General features: G+C 70.8%; 25 protein-coding genes. 17 read left to right on the top strand and 8 right to left on the bottom strand.

The window, feature by feature from the left end; genetic code table 11:
* Positions 1-42: 42 nt before the first annotated feature.
* The 5 genes from ABT147_RS03925 to ABT147_RS03905 all read right to left on the bottom strand — a co-directional run bounded on the left by ABT147_RS03925 (position 43) and on the right by ABT147_RS03905 (position 4,990).
* Entirely contained in the window at positions 43-1,317 is a 1,275-nt protein-coding gene (locus ABT147_RS03925) for an MAB_1171c family putative transporter (RefSeq protein WP_351402486.1), read from the bottom strand.
* 155 nt (positions 1,318-1,472) lie between these two features.
* The gene (gene msrB, locus ABT147_RS03920) at positions 1,473-1,880 is read right to left on the bottom strand and encodes a peptide-methionine (R)-S-oxide reductase MsrB (RefSeq protein WP_351402484.1); all 408 of its coding nucleotides are present in this window, start codon (positions 1,878-1,880) and stop codon (positions 1,473-1,475) included.
* Positions 1,881-1,903: 23 nt separating this feature from the next.
* Entirely contained in the window at positions 1,904-3,289 is a 1,386-nt protein-coding gene (gene murC / locus ABT147_RS03915; RefSeq protein ID WP_351402482.1) for a UDP-N-acetylmuramate--L-alanine ligase, read from the bottom strand.
* A gap of 224 nt (positions 3,290-3,513) precedes the next feature.
* A complete protein-coding gene (locus tag ABT147_RS03910) occupies positions 3,514-3,969 on the bottom strand; it encodes an indole-3-glycerol phosphate synthase (RefSeq protein ID WP_351402480.1) in 456 nt (151 codons plus the stop codon).
* A 121-nt stretch (positions 3,970-4,090) separates the two neighbouring features.
* A complete protein-coding gene (locus tag ABT147_RS03905; protein WP_502983024.1) occupies positions 4,091-4,990 on the bottom strand; it encodes a pyrimidine reductase family protein in 900 nt (299 codons plus the stop codon).
* On the opposite strand from ABT147_RS03905, the gene zapE reads away from it, so the two are divergent.
* The 12 genes from zapE (at position 4,911) to ABT147_RS03845 (ending at position 14,858) form a co-directional block, all read left to right on the top strand.
* Positions 4,911-6,065 carry a cell division protein ZapE gene (gene zapE, locus ABT147_RS03900; protein ID WP_351402476.1) on the top strand — a complete coding sequence of 385 codons (1,155 nt, stop codon included), beginning with the start codon at positions 4,911-4,913 and terminating at the stop codon, positions 6,063-6,065. The two genes, ABT147_RS03905 and zapE, sit on opposite strands and share 80 nt — an antisense overlap.
* Before the next feature lie 235 nt (positions 6,066-6,300).
* The gene (locus ABT147_RS03895) at positions 6,301-6,699 is read left to right on the top strand and encodes a hypothetical protein (RefSeq protein ID WP_351402474.1); all 399 of its coding nucleotides are present in this window, start codon (positions 6,301-6,303) and stop codon (positions 6,697-6,699) included.
* An 81-nt stretch (positions 6,700-6,780) separates the two neighbouring features.
* Positions 6,781-7,359, top strand: coding sequence for a carbonic anhydrase (locus tag ABT147_RS03890; RefSeq protein WP_351402472.1), 579 nt, complete (start codon positions 6,781-6,783; stop codon positions 7,357-7,359).
* Between the two features lie 20 nt (positions 7,360-7,379).
* A complete protein-coding gene (locus ABT147_RS03885) occupies positions 7,380-8,894 on the top strand; it encodes a SulP family inorganic anion transporter (RefSeq protein WP_351402470.1) in 1,515 nt (504 codons plus the stop codon).
* 265 nt (positions 8,895-9,159) lie between these two features.
* Complete coding sequence (locus tag ABT147_RS03880; RefSeq protein WP_351402468.1) at positions 9,160-9,993, top strand: slipin family protein; 834 nt, start codon at positions 9,160-9,162, stop codon at positions 9,991-9,993.
* Between the two features lie 115 nt (positions 9,994-10,108).
* Positions 10,109-11,488 carry an alkaline phosphatase PhoX gene (locus ABT147_RS03875; RefSeq protein WP_351402713.1) on the top strand — a complete coding sequence of 460 codons (1,380 nt, stop codon included), beginning with the start codon at positions 10,109-10,111 and terminating at the stop codon, positions 11,486-11,488.
* Between the two features lie 155 nt (positions 11,489-11,643).
* Complete coding sequence (locus ABT147_RS03870; protein ID WP_351402466.1) at positions 11,644-12,111, top strand: AbfB domain-containing protein; 468 nt, start codon at positions 11,644-11,646, stop codon at positions 12,109-12,111.
* Between the two features lie 28 nt (positions 12,112-12,139).
* Positions 12,140-12,481, top strand: a complete 342-nt coding sequence (locus ABT147_RS03865; RefSeq protein WP_351402464.1) for a hypothetical protein — start codon at positions 12,140-12,142, stop codon at positions 12,479-12,481.
* Between the two features lie 139 nt (positions 12,482-12,620).
* Positions 12,621-13,433, top strand: coding sequence for a helix-turn-helix domain-containing protein (locus ABT147_RS03860; protein ID WP_351402712.1), 813 nt, complete (start codon positions 12,621-12,623; stop codon positions 13,431-13,433).
* Positions 13,433-13,693 (top strand): DUF397 domain-containing protein, encoded by a 261-nt coding sequence (locus ABT147_RS03855; RefSeq protein ID WP_351402462.1) that lies wholly within the window; start codon positions 13,433-13,435, stop codon positions 13,691-13,693. The genes ABT147_RS03860 and ABT147_RS03855 overlap by 1 nt, the downstream gene beginning before the upstream one ends.
* 51 nt (positions 13,694-13,744) lie before the next feature.
* Positions 13,745-14,632, top strand: coding sequence for a polysaccharide deacetylase family protein (locus ABT147_RS03850; RefSeq protein ID WP_351402460.1), 888 nt, complete (start codon positions 13,745-13,747; stop codon positions 14,630-14,632).
* A gap of 34 nt (positions 14,633-14,666) precedes the next feature.
* Complete coding sequence (locus ABT147_RS03845) at positions 14,667-14,858, top strand: hypothetical protein (RefSeq protein ID WP_351402458.1); 192 nt, start codon at positions 14,667-14,669, stop codon at positions 14,856-14,858.
* Here the strand turns inward: ABT147_RS03845 and ABT147_RS03840 are convergent.
* Entirely contained in the window at positions 14,850-15,521 is a 672-nt protein-coding gene (locus tag ABT147_RS03840) for an ABC transporter (protein ID WP_351402456.1), read from the bottom strand. The two genes, ABT147_RS03845 and ABT147_RS03840, sit on opposite strands and share 9 nt — an antisense overlap.
* On the bottom strand, positions 15,521-16,504 hold the full coding sequence (locus tag ABT147_RS03835; RefSeq protein ID WP_351402454.1) for an ABC transporter ATP-binding protein: 984 nt from the start codon (positions 16,502-16,504) through the stop codon (positions 15,521-15,523). The genes ABT147_RS03840 and ABT147_RS03835 overlap by 1 nt, the downstream gene beginning before the upstream one ends.
* A 71-nt stretch (positions 16,505-16,575) precedes the next feature.
* Here ABT147_RS03835 and ABT147_RS03830 point away from each other — a divergent pair, with 71 nt between their 5' ends.
* The 5 genes from ABT147_RS03830 to ABT147_RS03810 all read left to right on the top strand — a co-directional run bounded on the left by ABT147_RS03830 (position 16,576) and on the right by ABT147_RS03810 (position 21,752).
* The gene (locus ABT147_RS03830; protein WP_502983021.1) at positions 16,576-17,352 is read left to right on the top strand and encodes an aminoacyl-tRNA hydrolase; all 777 of its coding nucleotides are present in this window, start codon (positions 16,576-16,578) and stop codon (positions 17,350-17,352) included.
* Between the two features lie 265 nt (positions 17,353-17,617).
* Entirely contained in the window at positions 17,618-18,226 is a 609-nt protein-coding gene (locus ABT147_RS03825) for a DUF4142 domain-containing protein (protein WP_351402452.1), read from the top strand.
* 129 nt (positions 18,227-18,355) lie between these two features.
* A complete protein-coding gene (locus tag ABT147_RS03820) occupies positions 18,356-19,162 on the top strand; it encodes a DUF4142 domain-containing protein (RefSeq protein WP_351402450.1) in 807 nt (268 codons plus the stop codon).
* 192 nt (positions 19,163-19,354) lie between these two features.
* On the top strand, positions 19,355-20,692 hold the full coding sequence (locus tag ABT147_RS03815; RefSeq protein ID WP_351402710.1) for an MbnB/TglH/ChrH family RiPP precursor modification enzyme: 1,338 nt from the start codon (positions 19,355-19,357) through the stop codon (positions 20,690-20,692).
* A gap of 250 nt (positions 20,693-20,942) precedes the next feature.
* Positions 20,943-21,752: a DUF4142 domain-containing protein gene (locus ABT147_RS03810; protein ID WP_351402448.1), complete on the top strand. Its 810-nt coding sequence runs from the start codon at positions 20,943-20,945 to the stop codon at positions 21,750-21,752.
* 67 nt (positions 21,753-21,819) lie between these two features.
* Here the strand turns inward: ABT147_RS03810 and ABT147_RS03805 are convergent, their stop codons facing one another.
* Positions 21,820-22,014: a hypothetical protein gene (locus ABT147_RS03805; protein ID WP_351402446.1), complete on the bottom strand. Its 195-nt coding sequence runs from the start codon at positions 22,012-22,014 to the stop codon at positions 21,820-21,822.
* Positions 22,015-22,065: the final 51 nt, after the last annotated feature.

The following is a 22,065-nucleotide window of genomic DNA, read 5'->3' as shown; positions in this document are numbered from 1 at the left end:
GCGCGACAAGCCCCCACTGAGCCGTAGACAGCACGAGACCTGTCAGCCTTCAGCCCGCTCCGCCCGCACAGTCCCCTCCACAACACCACCCCGCACCACCCGGGACATCCGAATCAACGCCGCCTGCCCGGTGTCCAACCTCAGTCCCCCGGCTTCGGTCCCCACCTCAGACCCCACCTCGGTCCCCACCACCCCACCCCCGATCCCCGCGAGGGCATCAAGGGCAACACTGTCCAGAACGGCCGGATCCAGCACCCCCGACCCCATCTCCCCGGAACGACCCCCCGTGCCGGCCCTCACCTCCACAGCCACAGCCACCATCGCCGCGTCCCCGATCGCCTCGGCCTCCTCCACCCCGAGCCCAAGAGTCCGCGCCCGCCGACGGGCCCGCTCCCGCACACCCTCGTCGAAGTGGACGGACACCTCCCTGAGGCCGTCCCGGATGGCCGTCGTACGGCGGGTCAGCCGAAGCTCGACGTCACCGAGGGAGCGCCAGGACCGCAGAACGTTCCGCCGGCTCCGGCCACCGGTCCCGGCCTCGACGAGCCGGAGGAGCGGCCCGAGCCGCAGGAAGGCGAGAAGGCTGTCGATACGCGGCCCGAGCAGCGGCAGGACATAGCCGGCCGAGGTGAGGGCTGCGCCGAAGGTGACCAGCATCGGGGCCAGCCGGGTGCTCAGCGGATCCCAGTGGTGCCCGCTCCAGCGGCCGGCGACGGCGACCATCTTCACCACGCCGTACGCGCTGGTGCACAGCCACCCGACGGCGAGCACGGCCAGCGCCCACCGTGTCCAGCCGCTGATCCGGAGGGTCCAGCGCCAGCACAGGATCGTGGTGGTGAAGGCGGCCGCCATGTGGGCGACGAGATAGAGGACGATCATCTCGCGGATGAACGGGGTGCCGGCGTAGTAGGTGTCGAAGTCCGTGCGCCGCTCGACGGGCGCGTCCCCGGCGGCGAACAGCGCGGTCTGCCCCGCGATGACCAGGGCGTAGGCGAGCAGCCAGGCGCGGGAGACCCGCCGCAGCTGGGCGGGGTCGTCGGCGCCGCGCCAGTGGACGATGAGGACGAGGGACGCGGCGGAGAAGGCGTTGACGGCCCCGTAGGTGACGCACGCGGCGGCGTTGGGCACGCCGACGGCGTGGTTGATGAAACCGACGGTGGGCGGGGCGCCGAGGGCGAAGCAGAACCCGGCGAGGAAGATCACGGCGCAGAACGCGCACTTCAGCGGATCGCGCCAGTCGCGCCACAGGCCGGGCAGTTGGGCCGCGAAGCCGGTCCACAGGGCGGCGGCCGCCATGAAGTAGACCAGTCCGTTCACGTCAGGCCCCCGGGCACGGTCCGAGAGACCTCTCGCGTCAACACCCTTCACACAGTAGTCACGTAGTCAACCCCGGCAACGGGCGTACGAGCGACCACAGGTGAGAGGGCGTCAACGGCGACCGGCCCAGTGCGAGCCCTCGTCCGTGACCGGCGTCAGCCCTCGTCCGCGGCGAGCCTCAGCGAGATGCTGTTGATGCAGTACCGCTGGTCGGTGGGCGTGGCGTACCCCTCGCCCTCGAAGACGTGCCCGAGGTGCGAGCCGCACCGGGCGCACCGCACCTCCGTGCGGACCATGCCGTGCGACCGGTCGGAGAGCAGCTCCACCGCGTCGCTGTCCTTCGGGTCGTAGAAGGACGGCCAGCCGCAGTGCGACTCGAACTTCGTGTCGGAGGTGAAGAGTTCGGCACCGCAGGCGCGACAGGAGTAGACGCCCTTGGTCTTGGTGTCGGTGTACTCACCGACGAACGCGGGCTCCGTGCCGGCCTGCCGCAGCACGGCGTACTCGGCCGGGGTCAGCTCCGCCCGCCACTGCTCGTCCGGCTTCTCGACGTCGTACGACATGAGCCTCAGCCCCTCAACTCAACTCAGCTGGAAAGACGGTCCAGGATCTTCGGGCCCAGGTCCGTCACATCACCCGCGCCCATGGTGAGAACGAGATCACCCGGCTTCGCCATTCCCGCGATCACGTCGGGCACCTCGGCCTTGTCGTGCAGGGCCGTGACGTCGGCGCCCGCACGTCGGGCCGCGTCGATGATCAGCTCACTGGTCACACCCGGGATCGGGTCCTCGCGGGCCGGGTAGATGTCGAGGACGACGGACGCGTCCGCCAGCGCCAGGGACTGCCCCATCTCGGTGCCCAGCTCCTGGGTGCGGGAGAACAGGTGCGGCTGGAAGACGACGAGGATCCGCGCGTTCCCGGCCGCGGAGCGCATGGCCTCCAGGTCGGCGGTCATCTCGGTCGGGTGGTGCGCGTAGGAGTCGATCACCTGGACGCCCCCGGCCTCGCCCTTCAGCTGGAGCCGCCGCTTCACCCCGGTGTACGCCGCCAGCGCGGGCGCCAGCCCGTCCGCCGGCACGCCGAGCGCGACACCGGCCGCGAGCGCGGCGACGGCGTTGTGGGCGTAGTGCCGCCCGGGCACGGAGACCGTGAAGACGATCTCCTGCCCGTCGAGCACCACCGTGACCTCGCTCTTCAGCCCCTGCGCCACGACCGACAGCACCCGCACATCGGCGTCCTCGCGCTCGCCGTACGTCACGACGCGCACCCCGGACAGCCGGGAGGTCAGCTCCCGGGCGCCCTCGTGGTCGGCGGAGATCACCAGCGTGCCACCGGGCACGATCTTCCCCGCGAACGTCTCGAAGGACTCGTAGATCTCGTCCATGGAGGCGTAGTTGGCGTGGTGGTCCAGCTCCACGTTGAGGACGATCGCGACCTCGGGCGCGTACTTGTGGAAGCTGCGGTCGCTTTCGTCCGCCTCGGCGACGAAGATCTCCCCGTCCCCGTGCACCGCGTTCGACCCGGGTACGTCGAGGTCGCCGCCGATCGCGTACGACGGCCTCAGCCCCAGCTCCGCCAACGACACCGCCAGCATGGACGTGGTCGTGGTCTTGCCGTGCGTCCCGGCCACCGCGATCGGCCGCAGCCCGTCCATCAGCCGGGCGAGCGCGTCCGACCGGTGGACGACGGGAATCCCCAGCTCGGCGGCGCGGGCCAGCTCGGGGTTGTCGGCCCGGATCGCCGAGGAGACGACCACGCAGGTCGCGTCGTCCGCGAGATGCTCGGCCGCGTGCCCGATGTGCACCGTGGCCCCCAGCGCCCGCAGCGCCTCGGCCGTCTCCGACTCCTTGGCATCACTGCCGGCGACCTTGGCGCCCCGCTGCGCGAGGATCTTCGCGATCCCCGACATCCCGGCCCCACCGATCCCGATGAAGTGCGGCCGATCCATGGCGGTAGGCAGTCCGGGTGCCATGCGTGTTCTCCAAGCGACGGTACGAAGACGATCCACGCCCCACAGCAGGCGCGCCCCCACCCTATTGCGTAGCTACAAAGCCGGTCACTTTCGTAGCTATGGCCAGGGGCCGCGCCCTGCCCGGCGGCGGCGCAGCCGCCGTTCGGGGGCGCGGGGAACTGCGCGATCAGCCACGACGAACCCGCACCCGACGAACCACAGGCACCCCCAACGGCGCCCCTCCCTCAAGCCCGACTGTGCGAGAACAACTTCAACACCGGCACCCCCACCTTGTGCCGAGCCCGCGACGCCCAGTCCCGATGGAAGAACTCCTCCACGTAATGCGGATCGGTCAGCACCAGCACCTCATCGGCGGAAACCTCCTCCACCAACGACTTCAGCGCATCCAGCGGATGATCCTCGATCAGCCGCCCCTCCGCCGAACTCCCCGCCACCCGCAACGCCTGCAACGACACCTCCAGCGCCCGCTCCCCCGCGTCCAGCGCCAGCTCCCCCTCCGGTGTCTCCCCCTCCCGCGCCGCCTCGTCCAGCTCACCGAGGGCGAGGTCGTCGATGGCCCGCAGCAGCCGGTCGGCCTGATTGCCCCGCGGCTGGAGCAGCACATGGAAGGAGGCCCGCTCGTCGCCGTGCAGGGTCGTGACGAACTCCACGTCCGCGGACGTCAGAGCCTTCTCGATCATCAATACGCTCGTGAACGACACCACAGGCGCCCTTCTCCTCGGAGGGCCCCACGGGCCCTCACTCCTCAGGGTTCTAGTGTGCCCGGCGAAAGCTAAACGGAACGGTAGATTCCGCCCGCATTCACGTACGACGGTAACGACCGAACAGGTACCCGGCCTCCTCCAGCAGCGACGTCAGCGCGAAGCGCTTGGGCACCGGCACGGAGGGGCCCCCGGCGATCCGCTGGGCGTCCCCGGCCGTCAGCGTCGGCGACACGGTCAGACACAGTTCGTCCAGGACGTCGGCGGCGATCAGCTGGCCCAGGAGCCGGGGGCCGCCCTCGCTGAGCAGCCGTTTCAGCCCCAGGTCGGCGAGAGCCCGTACGGCCCGGGCAGGGTCGACGCCCATGCCGTCCCCGGCGACCACGACCCGGACACCGGCCTTCTCGGCGGTGGCCACCCGGTCGGGGGCCGCGGCGGCGCCGGTGAGCAGGATCGTCGGCGTGAGTGGCGAGGTGAACAGCGGCAGCGAGAAGTCCAGATCCAGACTCGCGCTCACCACGGCGACGGCCGGCGCGGGCGTCTGCCCGGCCGCCCGACGCGTCTGCGCGAACGCCTCACGCGCGCGTGCCGGACGGTACCCCTCCTGGCGTACCGTTTCCGCGCCGACGATCACCACATCCGCGAGCCCCCGCAGCGTGCCGAAGATCCGCATGTCGGCGTCGCTGGAGATCGGCTGCGAACGTCCGCCGTGCTGGGCGGCCCCGTCGAGCGTGGACACCATGTTGGCGCGCAGCCACGGCTCGCGCCCGCCCGGCGCGGGTTCGGGATAGGCGTACGCCACCGCCAGCTCATCGAGACTCCACTCATCAGGTGTCCGGTCTTCCGATGGCCGGTCTTCCGATGTCGGTTCTTCCGATGTCCGGGCCGCTGTCTCTTCGGTCACAGGGAACAGGCGTCGCATGTCGTGCAGTGTGGCACGACCCTTAGACTCGGTAACCGTGTCGTCGTCCTCTGCCACCGTGTCCGGAATCGGTCCGATACCCGAAGCGGCCCCCTCGTCCCTGTGTGCCCGCGAGCCCCATGTCCCCGCGGACCGGCTCGTGGCCGAGATGGTCCCGCCGCCCCGGTTCGACTCGGTCCGCTTCGCCACTTACATCCCGGACCCGAACCAGCCGAGCCAGACCGAGGCCGTCCACGTGCTGAGCGGCTTCGCTGCGGGCCTCGGCGGTGCGCACGCGACCGGTGCCGGCAAGCGCGGCTTCCTCGGCTCCCTGGGCTTCGGCAGGGCGAAGGCCTCCGGCGTCCCCGCCGGCCCTCGAGGTGTCTACCTGGACGGCGGCTACGGCGTCGGCAAGACCCACCTCCTCGCCTCCCTCTGGCACGCCACCCCGGCCGAGCCCGCCCTCAAGGCCTTCGGCACCTTCGTGGAGCTGACGAACCTGGTCGGTGCCCTCGGCTTCCAGAAGACGGTCCAGACCCTCTCCGGCCACCGTCTGCTGTGCATCGACGAGTTCGAGCTGGACGACCCGGGCGACACCGTCCTGGTGTCGACCCTGCTCGGCAAGCTGGTCGACGCGGGTGTGGCACTGGCCGCCACCTCGAACACCCTGCCTGGCAAGCTCGGTGAGGGCCGGTTCGCGTCGGTCGACTTCCTGCGGGAGATCCAGGGCCTGTCGGCCCATTTCCGCTCCCTGCGCATCGACGGCGAGGACTACCGCCACCGCGGTCTGCCCGAGGCCCCGGCGCCGTACTCCGACGAGCAGGTCACCAAGGCGGCGTACGCCACCTCGGGCGCCTCGCTCGACGACTTCCCGCATCTGCTGGACCACCTCGCGCGGGTCCACCCCAGCCGGTACGGCGCCCTCACGGACGACCTGACGGCGGTCTGCCTGACCGACGTCCAGCCGATCCCGGACCAGTCCACGGCGCTGCGGCTCGTGGTGCTCGCCGATCGGCTGTACGACCGCGAGGTGCCCGTGCTCGCCTCGGGGCTGCCGTTCGATCAGCTGTTCAGCGAGGAGATGCTGAAGGGCGGGTACCGCAAGAAGTACTTCCGGGCCATCTCCCGCCTCACCGCCCTCGCGCGCGACGCCAAGCGACTCGTGGAGCACTGACCCCACCACCACCGGACGTACACCGACCCACGACAACTTCCCCAGGTCAAGGGTCGATTCCGGCCAACCCGCCCTCGCTTTTCAGGCTCTCTTCAGCTCGCAACGTTAAGTTAACCCTGCAAACAACTTTGCAGGGTTAACGTGTTTCTTGACCAGCGGTTGACCATCGGTTGACCAAGTCGAGCAACTGTCGACGCGTGGGAGACACCCGGAACTGCCAGTGGGGAGGCTCATATTGCGAGGTACGACGACCCGGACCGTCCTTTCGGCCCTAGCCGCCGTCCTGCTCGCCCTCATGTCCTTCGCTCCCACGGCGTCCTTCGCAGCAGCGCACACGCTTGGTCATGTGAAGGCCAAAGCCAAGCCCGGAAACAGCCTCACCGCGAAGCCGGTGCGTGACAAAGCCGTCACCCACCGCGTGTGCACACCCTCACAGGACCCGACCGGTCCTCTCCGCACGCGCGACCGGCATCGTGCGACCACCCACACCGTGCCCGGGGCGCCCGCGCGTCCGCCGCTGGGGGAGAACCCGGCGGCCGCGAGCGAACCCGAACGGCCCTCGACCCGGTACCACCGGGCGTCGAGATCCTTCACGGCCCACACCCCGGCCGTTCTCCAGGTCTTCCGCTGCTGAGCCGCGGAAGCGCCTGTCCCCCCACATCTGTCGTGCAAGCCCGACGCGCCGGCGAGGCGCGCCAGGAGGAGTCACCACATCATGCAGCCCCTCATCGACAACGCCCGTACGTTCGGACAGCGCCCTGAGGAGTTCGCCAGGCTGGCCGAAGGCCAGTCCCCCGAGGTCCTGTTCATCACCTGCTCCGACTCGCGGGTCGTCCCGGCCCTGATCACGGGCGCCCGCCCCGGCGAGCTCTTCGAGCTGCGCACCGCCGGCAACATCGTCCCCCCGTACACCTCCGACCGCCCCACCGGCGAGACGGCCACCATCGAGTACGCCGTGGAGGTCCTCGGCGTCACCGACATCGTGGTCTGCGGACATTCGCACTGCGGCGCCGTGGGCGCCCTGGTGCGCGGCGACGACCTGGACGCCGTACCGGCCGTACGCGACTGGCTGACCAACGCGACACCGCGCCCCCAGGGCGCGGTCGAGGATCCGACCGTCGCGGACGGCGTGCAGAACCACGTCCTCAGCCAGCTTCTGCGCCTGCGCTCCTACCCGTGCGTGGAGAAGCGCCTCGCGGACGGCAGCCTCCGGCTGCGGGGCTGGTACTACGAGGTCCACACCGGTGCCGTGCGCGAACACCGCGCGGACACCGACAAGTTCGAGACCCTGTGACCGGCGGCCAGGTGTCTGCGATGACTTCCAAGACCTCCAAGTCCCCTGTCCCCTCCAAGTTCCCCCATCTGCGGCAGGACTTCGGCGCCTCGCTCGTCGTGTTCCTGGTCGCCCTCCCCCTCTGTGTCGGCGTGGCCGTCGCCTCCGGGGTACCGGCCGAACTCGGCCTGGTCACCGGCATCGTGGGCGGCCTCGTCGCCGGTCTGATGCCCGGCAGCAGTCTGCAGGTCTCCGGCCCGGCGGCCGGTCTGACCGTGCTGGTCTTCGAGGCGGTGCGCCAGTTCGGGCTGCCCGCCCTCGGGGTGATCGTGCTCGCCGCCGGTCTGCTTCAACTCGCCATGGGCGCGCTGAAGCTGGGCCGCTGGTTCCGTGCGATATCCGTCTCCGTCGTCGAGGGCATGCTCGCCGGCATCGGCCTCGTGATCATCGCGGGCCAGCTCTACGCGGCGGCCGGTCTGAAGGCCCCCGCCTCCGGCATCGACAAGATCGCGGGTCTGCCCGGCGCCTTCGTCGACGCCCTCGGCAGCACCGCCGCACTCGCCTCGCTGGCGATCGGCGCGGGCACTGTCGCGGTGATGGTGCTGTGGAAGCGTCTGCCGAAGAAGGCCCAGCTGGTCCCCGGCGCCCTCGCCGCGGTCCTGCTGGCCACGCTCGCCACCCTGGCCTTCAGCCTCCCGGTGGCGAACGTCGAGGTGAAGGGCCTGCTGGACTCGATCCAGCCCCCGGGTCTGGACGCCTTCGGCGAGCTGGCGGACGTGGCGATCATCGGCACGATCCTCGCCTTCACGCTCATCGCCTCCGCCGAGAGCCTGTTCAGCGCGGCGGCGGTGGACCGTATGCACGACGGTCCGCGCACCGAGTACGACAAGGAGCTGATGGCCCAGGGCGCCGGTAACACGGTGTGCGGGCTGCTGGGCGCGCTGCCGATGACCGCGGTGATCGTCCGCAGCTCGGCCAACCTCCAGGCCGGTGCGAAGACGAAGGCGTCCCGGGTGATGCACGGCGTCTGGCTGCTGCTCTTCGCGGCCCTGCTGCCGGGCGCCCTCGCCCTGATCCCGCTCCCCGCCCTGGCCGGCATCCTCGTCCACGCGGGCTGGAAGCTGATCCCGTTCCGCGAGATCGTCTCCCTGTGGCGCACCCACCGGGGCGAGGCGCTGATCCTGGTGGCCACGGCCGTCGCGATCGTCGCGGTGAACATGTTCGAGGGCGTACTGATCGGTCTGGCGCTCTCCGTGGCCAAGACCGCGTGGGAGGCCTCGCACATCAAGCTGGAGGTCATAGACAAGGGCGCCGGCCCCGTCCAGGCCTACCTCTCGGGCAACGCGACCTTCCTCCGCCTCCCGAAGATCCTCGACAACCTGGAGGCCCTCCCCCAGGACCGCCCCATAGAGCTCCACCTCACGGGCCTCCACCACCTCGACCACGCCTGCCGCACCGCCCTGGAGAACTGGGCCTCCCGCCACAGCGCGACAGGCACGGAACCGGTGAGGATGACGGTCCCGGAACCGGAAAAGGTCCCCTCGGCAACACCCTGACCCACCACGCTGCCACCCGTGCCGCCCCGGCCGCCCCGCCCTTTCTGCGGGCAATCGTGCCGCTGGGGCGGCACGGGTGGGCGCAGGCGGCACCCTGTAAGCGCCGGCAAGCGCCTCCCACCCCCGCCCAGCCCCAGCCCAGGGCACCCACCCACCCCGCTCAGCCCCGGCCAAGCCCGACCCCGGACGACATTCGCCTGCGCCCCCACCCTCGACATATCGTGGTAATCCCACGCACACGGGACGACTCAACAAGGGGGTCGTCATGCTGGAGTCCCTGCTCATAGCCGCCGCAGCGGTCGCCTCCGCCTCCGCCGTCTACATCGCGGCCGCCGCCCGAGTCGTCAAACAGTACGAACGAGGCGTGGTCTTCCGCCTGGGCCGCCTCCGCGGCGCCCCCAGAACCCCCGGCTTCACGATGGTCGTCCCCGGCATCGACCGCATCCACAAGGTCAACATGCAGATCGTGACGATGCCCGTCCCGGCCCAGGAGGGCATCACCCGCGACAACGTCACGGTCCGCGTCGACGCGGTCGTCTACTTCAAGGTCGTGGACGCGGCCAACGCGGTGATCCAGGTCCAGGACTACCGCTTCGCCGTCTCCCAGATGGCCCAGACCTCCCTGCGCTCGATCATCGGCAAGAGCGACCTCGACGACCTCCTCTCCAACCGCGAGAAGCTCAACCAGGGCCTGGAGCTGATGATCGACAGCCCCGCCGTGGAGTGGGGCGTCACCATCGACCGCGTCGAGATCAAGGACGTGTCCCTCCCCGACACCATGAAGCGCTCGATGGCCCGCCAGGCCGAGGCCGACCGCGAACGCCGCGCCCGGATCATCAACGCGGACGCGGAGCTCCAGGCGTCGAGAAAGCTCTCGGAGGCGGCGAAGGAGATGGCCGACACCCCCTCCGCCCTCCAACTCCGCCTGCTGCAGACGGTGGTGGCGGTGGCCGCCGAGAAGAACTCCACCCTCGTCCTCCCCTTCCCGGTGGAACTGCTCCGCTTCCTGGAACGAGCCCAGGCGGGCCCCCCACCGGACACCCCACCCCCGCCCCCACCTCCCGTATCACCGCCCGTCCCGCCCCCTCCGACCGAGTGACACCGGGACGACTCCTCGCCCGTCCCTCTACGCGCGTGGTTCACGTGACGTTCACCGCGTGATACACACAGGCGGGTCACATCCTGTCCGCCAACAGGAAGGTTTCCCCGTGTCAGTGACCCGCCGTCAGGCCATCGTCCGCTCGGGCGCCGGCATCGCAGGCATCACGTTCACCGGAGCCCTGTCCGAACTCTTCGCGGGCACGTCGTCCGCGCAGAACGCCCTCGGCCACTCCGCCGGCTACGGCCCCCTCGTCCCCGACCCGAACGGCCTGCTCGACCTGCCGAAAGGTTTCCGCTACCGAGTCCTCTCCCGCGAGGGCGACCCCCTCCGCTCCGGTGAGGGCCAGGTCCCCAGCAACCACGACGGAATGTCCGCCCTCCCCGGCAGACACGGCGGCGCCCGCGTCGTCCACCTCGTCCGCAACCACGAGAACCGCCACAACGCCCGCATCCCGGTCCCCAGGATCGAGGGCCTCACCTACGACCCGGCGGGCAAGGGCGGTTGTACGTCCCTCACCCTGGACGCACGCGGCAGGGTCCTCTCCGAACGCGTCGCCATCGCCGGTACCGCCGTCAACTGCGCGGGCGGGCCCACCCCTTGGGGCACCTGGCTGACCTGCGAGGAGACCGAGGACAAGGCCGGCACCAACGGCTACACCAAGGACCACGGCTTCATCTTCGAGGTGGACCCGGCCGACCCCCACCGCTCGGGAGCCGTCCCCCTCACCGCGATGGGCCGCTTCCAGCACGAGGCGGTCGCGGTGGACCCGCGCCGAGGAGTCGTCTACGAGACCGAGGACGCCTTCGAGAAACCCTTCGGCCTCTTCTACCGCTTCCTCCCCAACAGGCCCAAGGGCGGCCCGGGTTCACTCCGCGCGGGCGGCCGGCTCCAGGCGATGCGCGTCCCGGGTGTCCCCGACCTCTCCCCCATCCAAGAGCCGGGAGCCTGCTTCGAGGGCATCGAATGGGTCGACGTCCCCGATCCCCTCGCCGGCCAAACCCCTATCCGCCACCAGGACTTCGGCCCCGGCGGCATCACCCACGCGCAGAAACTCGAAGGCTGCTACTGGGGCGGCCGCCGCGTCTACTTCGTCTCGTCCTTCGCCCGCAGCGCGGACGGCTCGGCCGCCGACCACTACGGCCAGATCTGGCGCTACGACCCCGACCACCGCACCCTCACCCTGGTGATCGCCTTCGGTCCCGACACCGACCTCCAACTCCCCGGCGAATCCCCCGACAACATCTGCCTCGCCCCCAGCGGCGGCCTCATGGTCAGCGAGGACGGCAACGGCGCCCAGCACGTCTACGGCGTCACCCGCCGGGGCCACGTCTACGCGATGGCCCGCAACGCCCATAACATCGGCACGCCGAGCGACCCCGAATGGGGCGAGTTCGCCGGCGTCACCTTCTCTCCCGACGGCGACACGATGTACGTCAACTGCTACACCCCGGGCACGACTTTCGCGGTGACTGGGCCGTGGCGCCGCACCTGAACACGATCTGAAACGAAGAAGGGTGGACGCCTGGCCGCAGGCGTCCACCCTTCCGTTGTGCAGCGGTGGCGTGCGCTCTCCCGGCGGCGCATCATGGGAGAAGGTGCCGCCGCATTCGGCCTTGACACACAAATGGACCCACCCCGAGGGGCACCATGTCTGTCAAACTCTCACTCTTCTCGAATAACTTCCCGGATTTCTTCATCGTCGACCAGGACGGTTCTGTCGACATCGCCGAGATCGATTCGGACGAAGACCGCAGGGACGCCACGTTCGAGTGGACCGGTCCCCAGATGAGTTTCGGTGAGACCGGACAACTGCTGCGAGCCAAGGAGCCGCTGGGATTCTGCCTGCGCATCATGTCGTTCGACGAATTCCGCATAGACAGCAAGTTCTTCACCGGGATCATCGACCCCGACGTGGCGGCCGAGGTCCGCGCGGACTCGACCTTCACTCTCGTACCGGCGGAGATCGACCCTGCCCAGTTCTCCTTCCGCTCCGTGAGATTCCCCGACCGTTTCCTCCGGCACCGGGACTTCCATCTCTTCGCCGAGCGGGTGAACACCCCCGCGGAACTCCAGTCCGCATGCTTCAGGAGAAACGCTCCCCTCGCGTCCCCGTAAACCGTTCGAGATCATCCGGAGGATTTCCATGTCGGTTCTCGCCAAGCTTCTGGAGCTGACCGCGGCCACGGCCCAGGACAGCGACGGGCAGGACGAAATAGTCATGAGCCGGGTCGGCGGCGTCCAGTTCTTCCCCACGAGCGGCACCGTGTCCATGTCCGAGGGCACCACGGAGGAGCTGAACATCTTCATCCCCATTTTCGACAGCGACGCAAAACTCGCACTGCACGAAGTGGACGCGGGTTCCGGCATGCCGGCCAGCCTCGTGGGAACCGTCTCCCTCAAGGCCAACGAGGCCGGCAACGGCAAGATCCGCAAGCGGTTCGAGGGCGCGGGCGCGCTGTACGAACTGACCTACGTGGTCAACTGAGCCCTCTCGCGGGGCCCACCACATGTACGGCTCCAGGCCGTACATGTGTGTTCGATGGACAGTACGCGTAACCGTTGGTGACTCTGGGTGAGTTGGTGGTGGGGAGATCCGACTCATCTGGAGGTGGCCGAGCGTGAGTGTGGACTGGGAGCCGGACCCGTCCGACAGTCTGAAGACCTTCGGGGCGTTCGTACAGGCGCTGCGGGAGCATCACGGGTACACGAGGGAGCAGTTCGCGCCGCTGATGGCGTTCAGTGTGCATACGGTCGCCTCGATCGAGCTGGGGAGGCGGATGGCGGACGAGGTGTTCGTGGAGCGGGCGGATCGGGTGTTGGGGGACATGGGGGCGCTGCTCAAGGCGGCCAAACACCTGTCGCGACAGCCTGGGTTGGCGTCATGGTTCCGGAAGTGGGCGCGGCTGGAGAGCCAAGCGGTCAGTCTGAGTACGTACGAGTGCCGGTTGGTGCCGGGGCTGCTGCAGTCGGAGCCGTACGTGCGGGCGGTGTTCGGGGAGAGCATTCCGCCTCTGGCCGACGAGCAACTCGAAGCCCAGGTGAAGGCTCGCACGGATCGACAGCGGCTCCTCCGGGAGCGGCCCAACACCTCGTTCAGCTTCATCATCGAGGAGGCCGTCATCCGGCGGGAGTTGGGCGGGCCGGAGGTCACGCGCGCGATGCTCGACCACCTGCTGGAGCACATGCAGCTGCGGAACGTCGTGGTTCAGATCATGCCACTGAGCAGCAAGCACCACGCCTGTCTCGACGGCCCCGTACAACTCGTCGAACTGCCGGACGGTCGCCGACTCGCATACTCCGAAGGGCAACAAAGCGGACGGCTGATCTCCGACGGGAAAGAGGCCCGCCTGCTCAACCAGCGGTATGCGACACTGCGCTCGCAGGCCCTCTCACCCGCCGATTCCGAGGGGCTGTTGGAGCGATTGCGAGGAGCGTAATGAGCAGGCCCGAACTCGCCTGGTTCAAGAGCAGCTACAGCGGCACCCAAGGCGACAGCTGCGTCGAGATCGCGCTCGTCTGGCGAAAGTCGACGTACAGCGGCACCGAGGGCGACGACTGCGTAGAAGTCGCCACCCACCCCTCCACCATCCACGTCCGCGACTCCAAGCTCCCCGCCAGCCCGGAGCTGGCCCTCTCCCCCTCTGCCTGGGCCCCCTTCATCGCCCAGGTGGGTGACTTCGTGCCGGACTCCTTGTAATCCGGCAGCCAATCCGACTGTCCGCTGACCCCATCGCCGTACTTTCGTACGGTGATCAGCCCTGTACGAAGAATCACCGCGCTCTGCGCACTCGGCGCGCTCGGCGCCGCCCTCACCGCCTGTGGCGCGCCGCACGCCTCGACGCGCATCGTCAACGCCACCGCGAGCCCCACGGCCGTGTCGTCGTCCCGGCCGCCCACGCTCGCGCCGGGCCCGGCGGGGCTGACCCCGGTGTTCGAGCACGGGCTGCGGAGCCGTAGGGACAAGACCGTCGCGCTCACCTTCGACGCGGACATGACCGCGAACCAGGGCGCGCGGGCCGCCGAGGGGGAACGGTTCGACAATCCGGAGCTGATCGCCGCGCTGCGGCAGCTGAAGGTTCCGGCCACGGTGTTCATGACGGGGCGGTGGGTCGAGGAGTACCCGATCCAGGCGCGGTCCATCGGCCGGGACCCCCTGTTCGAGGTGGCGAACCACTCGTACAGCCATCACGCCTTCACCGAGGACTGCCACGGCCTGCCGACCATGGCACCGGGGCGGATGCGGGCGGACCTGGAGCGGGCCTACCGGGTGTTCCGGGAGGCGGGGGTCCGCGATCCCATGCCGTACTTCCGGTTCCCCGGCGGCTGCTACGACCGTCGCGCGCTGCGGAACCTGAGCGCGTCCGGGGTGACGGCCGTGCAGTGGGACGTGGTGAGCGGGGACGCGTTCGCGACGGACGCGGACGACGTGGTGCGGGAGGTGCTGGGCGGGGTGCGGCCGGGATCCATCGTGGTCATGCACTGCACCCGGAGTGCCGCGCCGGTCACGGAGAAGGCCGTACGGAAGATCGTGCCGGCGCTTCGGGAGCGCGGGTTCCGGTTCGTGAAGGTGTCGGAGCTGGTCGGGAGCACGGCGGCGACGGCGGCCAGGGCGGCGAGACCGGCGAAAGCACCCTGAGCCGGCCTCCACCCGCTCGCCCTACGCTGGACATATGAGCGACTACTGCGGCACCGAGCACCCGACTGCGGCTGAGGCGTCCGCCCAGGGCGCGCCCGCCGGCCCGCCCTTCGCCGAGTGCGTCCTGTGCCAGAAGCCCACCGAGTACGCGGAGTCCCACAAGGGGATCACCCTGTGCCCGGTGTGCGAGTGGCGGGAGGCCGAGCGGACCGCCTGTTCAGGCTGAGCGGCGGGTGGTCAGGGCGCAGGCCACGGCGGTGGCGGCGGCCGTGAGGAGCCCGGCGGCGAGCAGCGGCAGGACGGGCACCGGGATCGTCGCGCGCTGCGAGCCGTCGACCAGCGCGGTGACCGCCGCCCGGGCCGGGGAACCGGCCACCACCAGGGCCAGCAGCGCGCCGAGCAGGAGCGCGGGGACGGCCCTGCCCGGCGAGCGCAGCAGCGGCCAGTTGGTGAGCGCGCCGACGGCCGTGCCGAGGAGGGCGCAGACGAGGGCGGCCAGGAGGCCCGCGCCGCCCGCCGGGAGCGCCTCGACACGGGTCTGGTGATCCGTGCTCGTGGGGGCGCTGATGAGCGTGACGAGGACCGTGGCCGCCGTCCCGAGCAGCGCCGCCGCCCCGAACGCGACCAGGACACAGGCCAGGTGCGCCCGGCCAGGTCCGGCCGCCGCACCCGTACAACTGCGGGCGGCGGGCGGCTCGTTGGTGACACAGATCCGCATCAGCCAGGCGGACACGGGCAGCAGCGCGGCGGCCGTGTAGCCGAGCGAGTCGAGCACCGGCTGCCCGCGCTGCACACCGACGGCGAGGAACGCCGCGTACAGGATGACGGGCGGCAGCCAGCGCTGGGAGCGGACGAGAAGGGCAGCCTGGTAGCGGAGGAGGGCGTTCATCAGGAGTTCTCCACTTCCAGTTCCCTTTCCGACTCCGGTTCCCTTTCCGACTCAGGTTCCCTGTCCGACTCCGGTTCCTTTTCCGGTTCCGGTTCGCGCGAAGCCGCAGGTGCAGGTGCAGGGATCACACTCACCACGTGCCATGGTGGTCGGGCACCCAGCAACGCCCTGAGCAGTTCGTCGGAATCCGCCCGCGGAACGGTGAACCGGTGTGCGCCGGAGGCCATTTCCTCCACGGCATCCGCCAACTTGCTTATGCGGTCCGGTACTTGAGCACCGGGTCCCGGACCGCGTCCCTCGACGACGACAGAGGCCGGGAAGTCCGAGAAGTCGCCCTCCCCCGAACTCCCCTTCCCCGCACGGAGTTCCAGCGCACCGCCGACCACCGCGTACGTCGCGTCCGGCGCCCCCGCCAGGCGGCGCGGGTCATGGTCGACGAACACCACGGCGGCCCCGGCGGCGGTCCGCTCGACCACCACGCGCTCCAACTCCTCGCGGGCTTCGGCGTCCAGGCCGGTCCACGCCTCGTCGAGGATCAGCAACTCCGGATCGGCGAGCAGGGCCTGGGCGACGGCGACCTTCTGGCTGCTGCCCTTGGAGAGCTCCCCCATGGGCGTACGGGCGTACTCGCCGGCCCCGAAGCGCTCCAGCCACTCGGCGGCGGCGCGGGCGGCGGCCGGGCGGTCCAGGCCGTGGACGGCGCCGAGGTGGGTGAGGTACTCGGCGGCGGTGAACGGCAGCGCGGCGGGGAAGCGTTCGGGAACGTACGCCGTGCGGGGGCGCCCCGTCGCCCGGCCCTCCGTGGGCGCGTCGAGCCCGGCGAGGACCCGGAGCAGCGTCGACTTGCCGGTGCCGTTGGCGCCCTCGACCCGGATCAGCGCGCCGGGGGCGATCTCCAGGTCGACACCGCGCAGCACCCACGCGCCACGGAAGCCGTAACGGCGGCCGACTCCCTCCAGCCTCAGCAGTAACTCACGTTCCATGTCCCCCATCCTCGTACAAGCGGGCGAGTACGTGTCCGGGGAACGTTTCTTCCGCCTGGCAGACTGGGCGGGTGACCACGAGCGACCCGATCCCCGACCCCACGCGCATCCCCCCGCACACCCCCGCGCCCGCCCCCGCCTCCGCGCCCGCCCAGGACAGCCCCTTCCGGGACGAGCGGACCGCGCGCGACGAGGCGCCGCAGTTCGTGCTGCCCCTGGTCGCACGCATCGAGCGGGGCGCGCCCCCGGCGCGCACGGACGCGCTGGAGACGGCGGCGCGGGCGGTGCTGGTGATGCTGAGCGACGCGCGGTCCCTGGGTGACGGGGAGTGGGCCGAGGCGATGCGGAGCTGGCAGGACGCCCGGATCCGGAAGGTGGTCCGCCGGGCGCGCGGCGCGGAGTGGCGGCGGGCCGAGGCGCTGCCGGGGATCACCGTCGCGGGCAAGGCGGCCGAGGTGCGGGTCTTCCCACCGGTCCCCCTCGACGGCTGGCCCAAGGATCTGGCCCGACTCCAGGTCTCCGGCACGGATCTCGACGACCCGGAACCGCCGGCCGGCCCCGACCCCGCCGCGCCGGTCCTCTGGCTGAACCCCGAGGTCGGCATGTCGGCGGGCAAGGCGATGGCCCAGGCCGGTCACGGCGCCCAGCTCGCCTGGTGGGACCTCGACGACCCGGCCCGCGCCGCCTGGCGGGACGCGGGCTTCCCGCTCGCCGTGCGCACCGCCGCCCCCGACCGCTGGCAGGCCCTCACCACCGCCGGTCTCCCCGTCGTCCGCGACGCGGGCTTCACGGAGGTCGCCCCGGGCTCCTGCACGGTGGTCGCGGACCACCGGGCGCTGCGCGGCTGAGCCACCGGCCGACCAAAGACCTGCCGAGCGGCGCCGCCCCGGCAACCGTCGCCCGCCCGAGGCCCGTTCACCGCCCGCCGCCTCGCCCGGCCCGGCCCTCCGTGACCGGCGTCCGCCCGCGCCGCGCTGAATCGTGTCCGCCTGAACCGACCGCACTCAGCCGATTCAAAGCCCGTTGAACAACTCCGCCGCCCCGCGCGTACTTCCCGGTACTGGCCAAGCAATTTGCCCCAACGACCAGTTGGCATCATCCGGGAGGATCACTTTGCCTCGTCTCAACGGCTCGGTCTACGCCAGCCTGGCTCTCGTCGTCACCGTCGGCGCGCTGGCGTTCCCCGTATGGTCCTACGCCGACCGTTCGGGCACCGCCCAGGCCAATATGGCCGCCAGCACGGTGAGCACCCAGTGGGGGCCGCTGACGGCCTCCGACCGGGACCTGATCATCCGTGTCCGGCTGGCCGGGCTGTGGGAACTGCCCGCCGCCGAGAAGGCGATGGCGCGGTCGAAGAGCCCTGAGGTCAAGGAGGCGGCGGACCATCTGATTGTGGGCCACAAGGACCTCGACGAGCGGGTGCGGGCCGTGGCGTCCCAGATGGGTGTCGAGCTGCCCAACGTGCCGAACGAGCAGCAGCAGGGCTTCCTCCAGCAGATGGACAACGCCACGGACGAGCAGTTCGACCGGGTGTGGGCCAACCTGCTGCGCTCCGCGCACGGCAAGATCTTCCCGACCGTCGGGCAGATCCGGAACCAGACCGAGAACACCCTGGTGCGCCAGCTGGCCTCGGACACCAACCAGACCGTGCTCGACCACATCACGATGCTGGAGAAGACCGGCCAGGTCGACTTCGACGCGATCGCCAACGGCACGATCTGACGCGGCCCGGCCTCGGCCTCGGCTCGGGTCCCGAGCCGCGCCCAGGACCGGTCGCACCCAGCGGTCACCCTCCGCACCCCAGCACAGTTCCGTCCCCAACGCTCAGTTGGTTTCCTCCGGGAGGCTCATTTGCGACGCTCCAAGGGCTCTGTCCTCGTCGCCCTGGCGATCGCCGGCACACTCACCGCGGTCGCCTACCCGATCTTCTACTCGTACCCCAACCGCAACGCCACGGCCGCGGCGGCGCTCACCGGTGACACGGTGACCACGCAGTGGGGGCCGCTCACCCCCGGCGACCGCGACCTGCTCATCCGGGTGCGGCTGGCCGGTCTGTGGGAGCTGCCCGCCGGGCAGCAGGCCCTGGAGCGCAGCGGAAGCGCGTCCGTCAGGGAGGCCGCCAACCACCTGATCGTGGGCCACACCGACCTCGACAAGCGGTCGCGGGTCATCGCGGCGAAGCTGGGTGTCGAGCTGCCGAACCAGCCGACGGCGGAACAGCAGGGCTGGCTGGACCAGATGACCGCCTCGAAGACCGAGGCCGAGTACAACAAGACCTGGGCCAACCTGCTGCGGGCCGCCCACGGCAAGATCTTCCCCGCGATCGCGTCCGTGCGGAACACCACCCGCAACACGCTGATCCGGCAGCTGGCCTCCGACGCCAACCAGACCGTGCTGGACCACATCACGATCCTGGAGGGCACCGGCGCGGTCGACTTCGCGACCATCGCCAGCAACTCGGTCAGCGGTACCGCCAGCCCGACCGGCCCGCCGCCGCCCGTCCCGGGTGCGGTGCCGCCCGCCGCGCCCCCCGCCGTGCCGTCCACCAACCCGGACGTGAAGTCGACGCCGTCGCCCTTCCAGTCCAACCAGGTCCCCACCGGCCGGCCGGACCCGGAGGAGATCAACAAGGACCAGGGCACGGTGCAGGTCCAGTAGCGCGGTCCAGCGGCGGGTGCCGCAGCGGGTGCCCGGAAAGCTCAAATGTTGCTCTGAAGGTCCCCTCCACGGGGTTCGGCCCCGGCTGTCGGGGCCATGACTCCGTCACGCCGGAACACACGTCCGTCGTAAGGAGACACACAGGGTCCTGGTGAGGCCGTGGCCGACGTGACCGAGGAGGGGACGGGGACGATGGAGCAGATCGCACAGACGGGGACGTTGGGGACGGGGATCGGCTGGCGGCCGGAGATCGCCGACGCCGTCGAGCGCATGGCCGGGACGGCGGGCGGTGTCGACTGGGTCGAGGTCGTCGCCGAGAACGTCTGCCCCGGCCACATCGACGAGTCGCTGCTGCGGCTGCGCGAGCGCGGCGTCACGGTGGTGCCGCACGGTGTCTCCCTCGGTCTCGGCGGCGCCGACCGCCCCGACGAGCAGCGTCTGCGCTCCCTCGCGGAGCGCGCGGAGGCACTGGGCGCCCCCCTCGTCACGGAACACATCGCGTTCGTACGGGCGGGGGGCGCCCTCACCGCGTCGCCCCGGCTGGAGGCGGGGCATCTGCTGCCGGTGCCGCGCACCCGGGACGCCCTGGACGTGCTGTGCGAGAACGTCCGCATCGCCCAGGACGCGCTGCCCGTGCCGCTCGCCCTGGAGAACATCGCGGCCCTCATCAACTGGCCGGGCGAGGAGATGACCGAGGGGCAGTTCCTCTACGACCTCGTCGACCGCACCGGCGTCCGGCTCCTCATCGACGTGGCGAACCTGCACACCAACCACGTCAACCGGGGCGAGGACCCCGCGAAGGCGCTCGACGAGCTGCCGGTCGAGGCCATCGCGTACGTCCATGTCGCGGGCGGCTTCGAGCGGGACGGCGTGTGGCACGACAGCCACGCCCACCCCGTCCCCCGGCAGGTCCTGGACGTCCTCGCCGACCTCGCCTCCCGGGTGACCCCGCCGGGTGTCCTCCTGGAGCGCGACGACAACTTCCCCGAGCCGGGCGAGCTGGAGGGGGAGCTGACGGCGATCCGGGGAGTGCTGGAGAAGGCCGAGGTGCGGAGCCCCGAGAAGAAGGCGCCCGTCACCGAGCCGGCCTCCGCCGAGGTCGAGGAGGCGGAGCCCGTGGCCCGGCAGCGGCTCGGGCTCGGACAGGCCGCGCTGCTGTCCGCGCTGGTCGCGGGGACGCCGGTGCCCGAGGGGTTCGACCGGGTGCGGCTCGGCGTCCAGTCGCGGTCCCTCGCGGCCAAGCGGGCGGACGTCGTGGCGAAGGTGGCACCGGAGCTTCCGGAGATCCTCGGCTCGTCGTACCGGCCGACGTTCGTCGCGTACGCGCAGGGCCACCCGATGACCGACGGCTACCGGCGTGACGCCCTCTCCTTCGCCGAGCACGTACTGCTCACGGGCCGCCCCGACGACGCGGACATCCTCCGCGAGGTGCGCCGGTGGTGGCTGGAGCGCTCGGGTCCCGCCCCGCTCTCCCAGCGCCCGACGGCCCGGCTCGCCCGCGCGACCCGCCGGGTGCTGCTACGCCGCTGAGCCGGGGCGTCCACCCCAGATGTGCTGCGATTAACAAACCCGTGCCCCCCACACGGGTTTGCCGTCGTTTATGAGGCGTTCTGTCGCGTTTCGCCCGCCACTTCGCCTACCCATTCCGACGCGCTTTGTCCCCTCCTCAACCGTTCCTCCTCATACGGCGGTTGGCGTAGACCGGGCAGTAACATGCCGGTCCGTAGGCCGATCAGCACCCGTTGCGCATTAGCGTGCGGTGCCGCGAGCAGGAGGCACCATGCGAACCACCAACGGCAGAGGGGGACTCTTCAGTGGCACAGGACTCATCGTCGCCGGACTGACGGCGACGCTCATCGCGCTGATCTTCCCGGTCTGGTCGTACGCGGACCGCTCCGGCACCGGCGTCAGCGTGCTCAACGCGACCACCGTGACGACACAGTACGGCCCGCTGTCCGCGCTGGACCGGGACTTCATCACCAAGGTCAGGCTGGCGGGGCTGTGGGAACTGCCCGCCGGGCAGCAGGCCGAGACGAAGGGCACCACCGAGGCCGTACGGACCGCCGGCGAGCATCTCATCGAGGGGCACACCTTCCTCGACGCCCGCGTCCGCAATGTCGCCGCCCGCCTCAGCATGCCCCTGCCCAACCAGCCCAGCGACCAGCAGAAAGGGTGGCTGGACACCCTGACGGCGGCGCGGGGCGAGGAGTACGACCGCGAGTTCGCCAACATCCTGCGCCTGGCGCACGGCAAGGTCTTCTCCGTCGTCGCCCAGGTCCGCGCCACCACCCGCAACTCGCTGGTCCGCGATCTCGCCGACGACGCCAACACCACCGTCCTGGACCACATCAAGGTCCTGGAGGCCACCGGGCTCGTCGACTACGACGCCATCGCCCGCGACACCGTCGCCACGAACGCCCCGCCCCTCACCAACTCCCCCACCCCACCGGTCCCGTTGGCCGACCCGGGCTCCCCGGTCCCGGTGACCCCGTCACCTTCGCCACCGGTCCCGACCCCGCCCCCGTCGGATGCGTCGCCGCGCTACACCCTGCCACCGGCCGCCAACGGACCGGCGGAGGACGACGGCTAGGAACAGTCCGGAGGCACACCGGCCGGCAGTGCGTCGGCCGGTGACGCGTCGGCCGGCAGTGCGTCGGCTAGTAGTGCATCGCCACCACGGCGTACGCGAGCGCCACGACGACGACCGCACAGACGACGACGGCGGCGGCCAGCGCGCAGCCGAGCGCCCCCAGCGTGCCGCCGATCGCCGCCCAGCCGAACCGTGTCGCCCGCTCGGCCCGCCGCACCGCGTCGTGGTACCCGCCGTCGTCGTCCCAGCCTCGCTCCGACATGATCACCCCTTGGCCGGACCCTACAACTCGGCCCTCCCACCCCTCACGGAG

The organism is Streptomyces sp. NPDC001868 (genome assembly GCF_040297125.1).
In the GTDB taxonomy this organism is placed as follows: Bacteria; Actinomycetota; Actinomycetes; order Streptomycetales; family Streptomycetaceae; genus Streptomyces.
This window is presented reverse-complemented; position numbering and strand designations above follow the sequence as displayed.

What these genes read in the sequence shown, in the direction of transcription:
- ABT147_RS03880 (WP_351402468.1), top strand. Translation starts at nt 9,160, where the DNA reads ATGCTGGAGTCCCTGCTCATAGCCGCCGCAGCGGTCGCCTCCGCCTCC.
- ABT147_RS03910 (WP_351402480.1), bottom strand. Translation starts at nt 3,969, where the DNA reads ATGATCGAGAAGGCTCTGACGTCCGCGGACGTGGAGTTCGTCACGACC.
- ABT147_RS03870 (WP_351402466.1), top strand. Translation starts at nt 11,644, where the DNA reads ATGTCTGTCAAACTCTCACTCTTCTCGAATAACTTCCCGGATTTCTTC.
- ABT147_RS03885 (WP_351402470.1), top strand. Translation starts at nt 7,380, where the DNA reads ATGACTTCCAAGACCTCCAAGTCCCCTGTCCCCTCCAAGTTCCCCCAT.
- ABT147_RS03815 (WP_351402710.1), top strand. Translation starts at nt 19,355, where the DNA reads ATGGAGCAGATCGCACAGACGGGGACGTTGGGGACGGGGATCGGCTGG.
- ABT147_RS03835 (WP_351402454.1), bottom strand. Translation starts at nt 16,504, where the DNA reads ATGGAACGTGAGTTACTGCTGAGGCTGGAGGGAGTCGGCCGCCGTTAC.
- ABT147_RS03840 (WP_351402456.1), bottom strand. Translation starts at nt 15,521, where the DNA reads ATGAACGCCCTCCTCCGCTACCAGGCTGCCCTTCTCGTCCGCTCCCAG.
- ABT147_RS03805 (WP_351402446.1), bottom strand. Translation starts at nt 22,014, where the DNA reads ATGTCGGAGCGAGGCTGGGACGACGACGGCGGGTACCACGACGCGGTG.
- ABT147_RS03890 (WP_351402472.1), top strand. Translation starts at nt 6,781, where the DNA reads ATGCAGCCCCTCATCGACAACGCCCGTACGTTCGGACAGCGCCCTGAG.
- ABT147_RS03810 (WP_351402448.1), top strand. Translation starts at nt 20,943, where the DNA reads ATGCGAACCACCAACGGCAGAGGGGGACTCTTCAGTGGCACAGGACTC.
- msrB (WP_351402484.1), bottom strand. Translation starts at nt 1,880, where the DNA reads ATGTCGTACGACGTCGAGAAGCCGGACGAGCAGTGGCGGGCGGAGCTG.
- ABT147_RS03845 (WP_351402458.1), top strand. Translation starts at nt 14,667, where the DNA reads ATGAGCGACTACTGCGGCACCGAGCACCCGACTGCGGCTGAGGCGTCC.
- ABT147_RS03855 (WP_351402462.1), top strand. Translation starts at nt 13,433, where the DNA reads ATGAGCAGGCCCGAACTCGCCTGGTTCAAGAGCAGCTACAGCGGCACC.
- zapE (WP_351402476.1), top strand. Translation starts at nt 4,911, where the DNA reads ATGTCGTGCAGTGTGGCACGACCCTTAGACTCGGTAACCGTGTCGTCG.
- ABT147_RS03865 (WP_351402464.1), top strand. Translation starts at nt 12,140, where the DNA reads ATGTCGGTTCTCGCCAAGCTTCTGGAGCTGACCGCGGCCACGGCCCAG.
- murC (WP_351402482.1), bottom strand. Translation starts at nt 3,289, where the DNA reads ATGGCACCCGGACTGCCTACCGCCATGGATCGGCCGCACTTCATCGGG.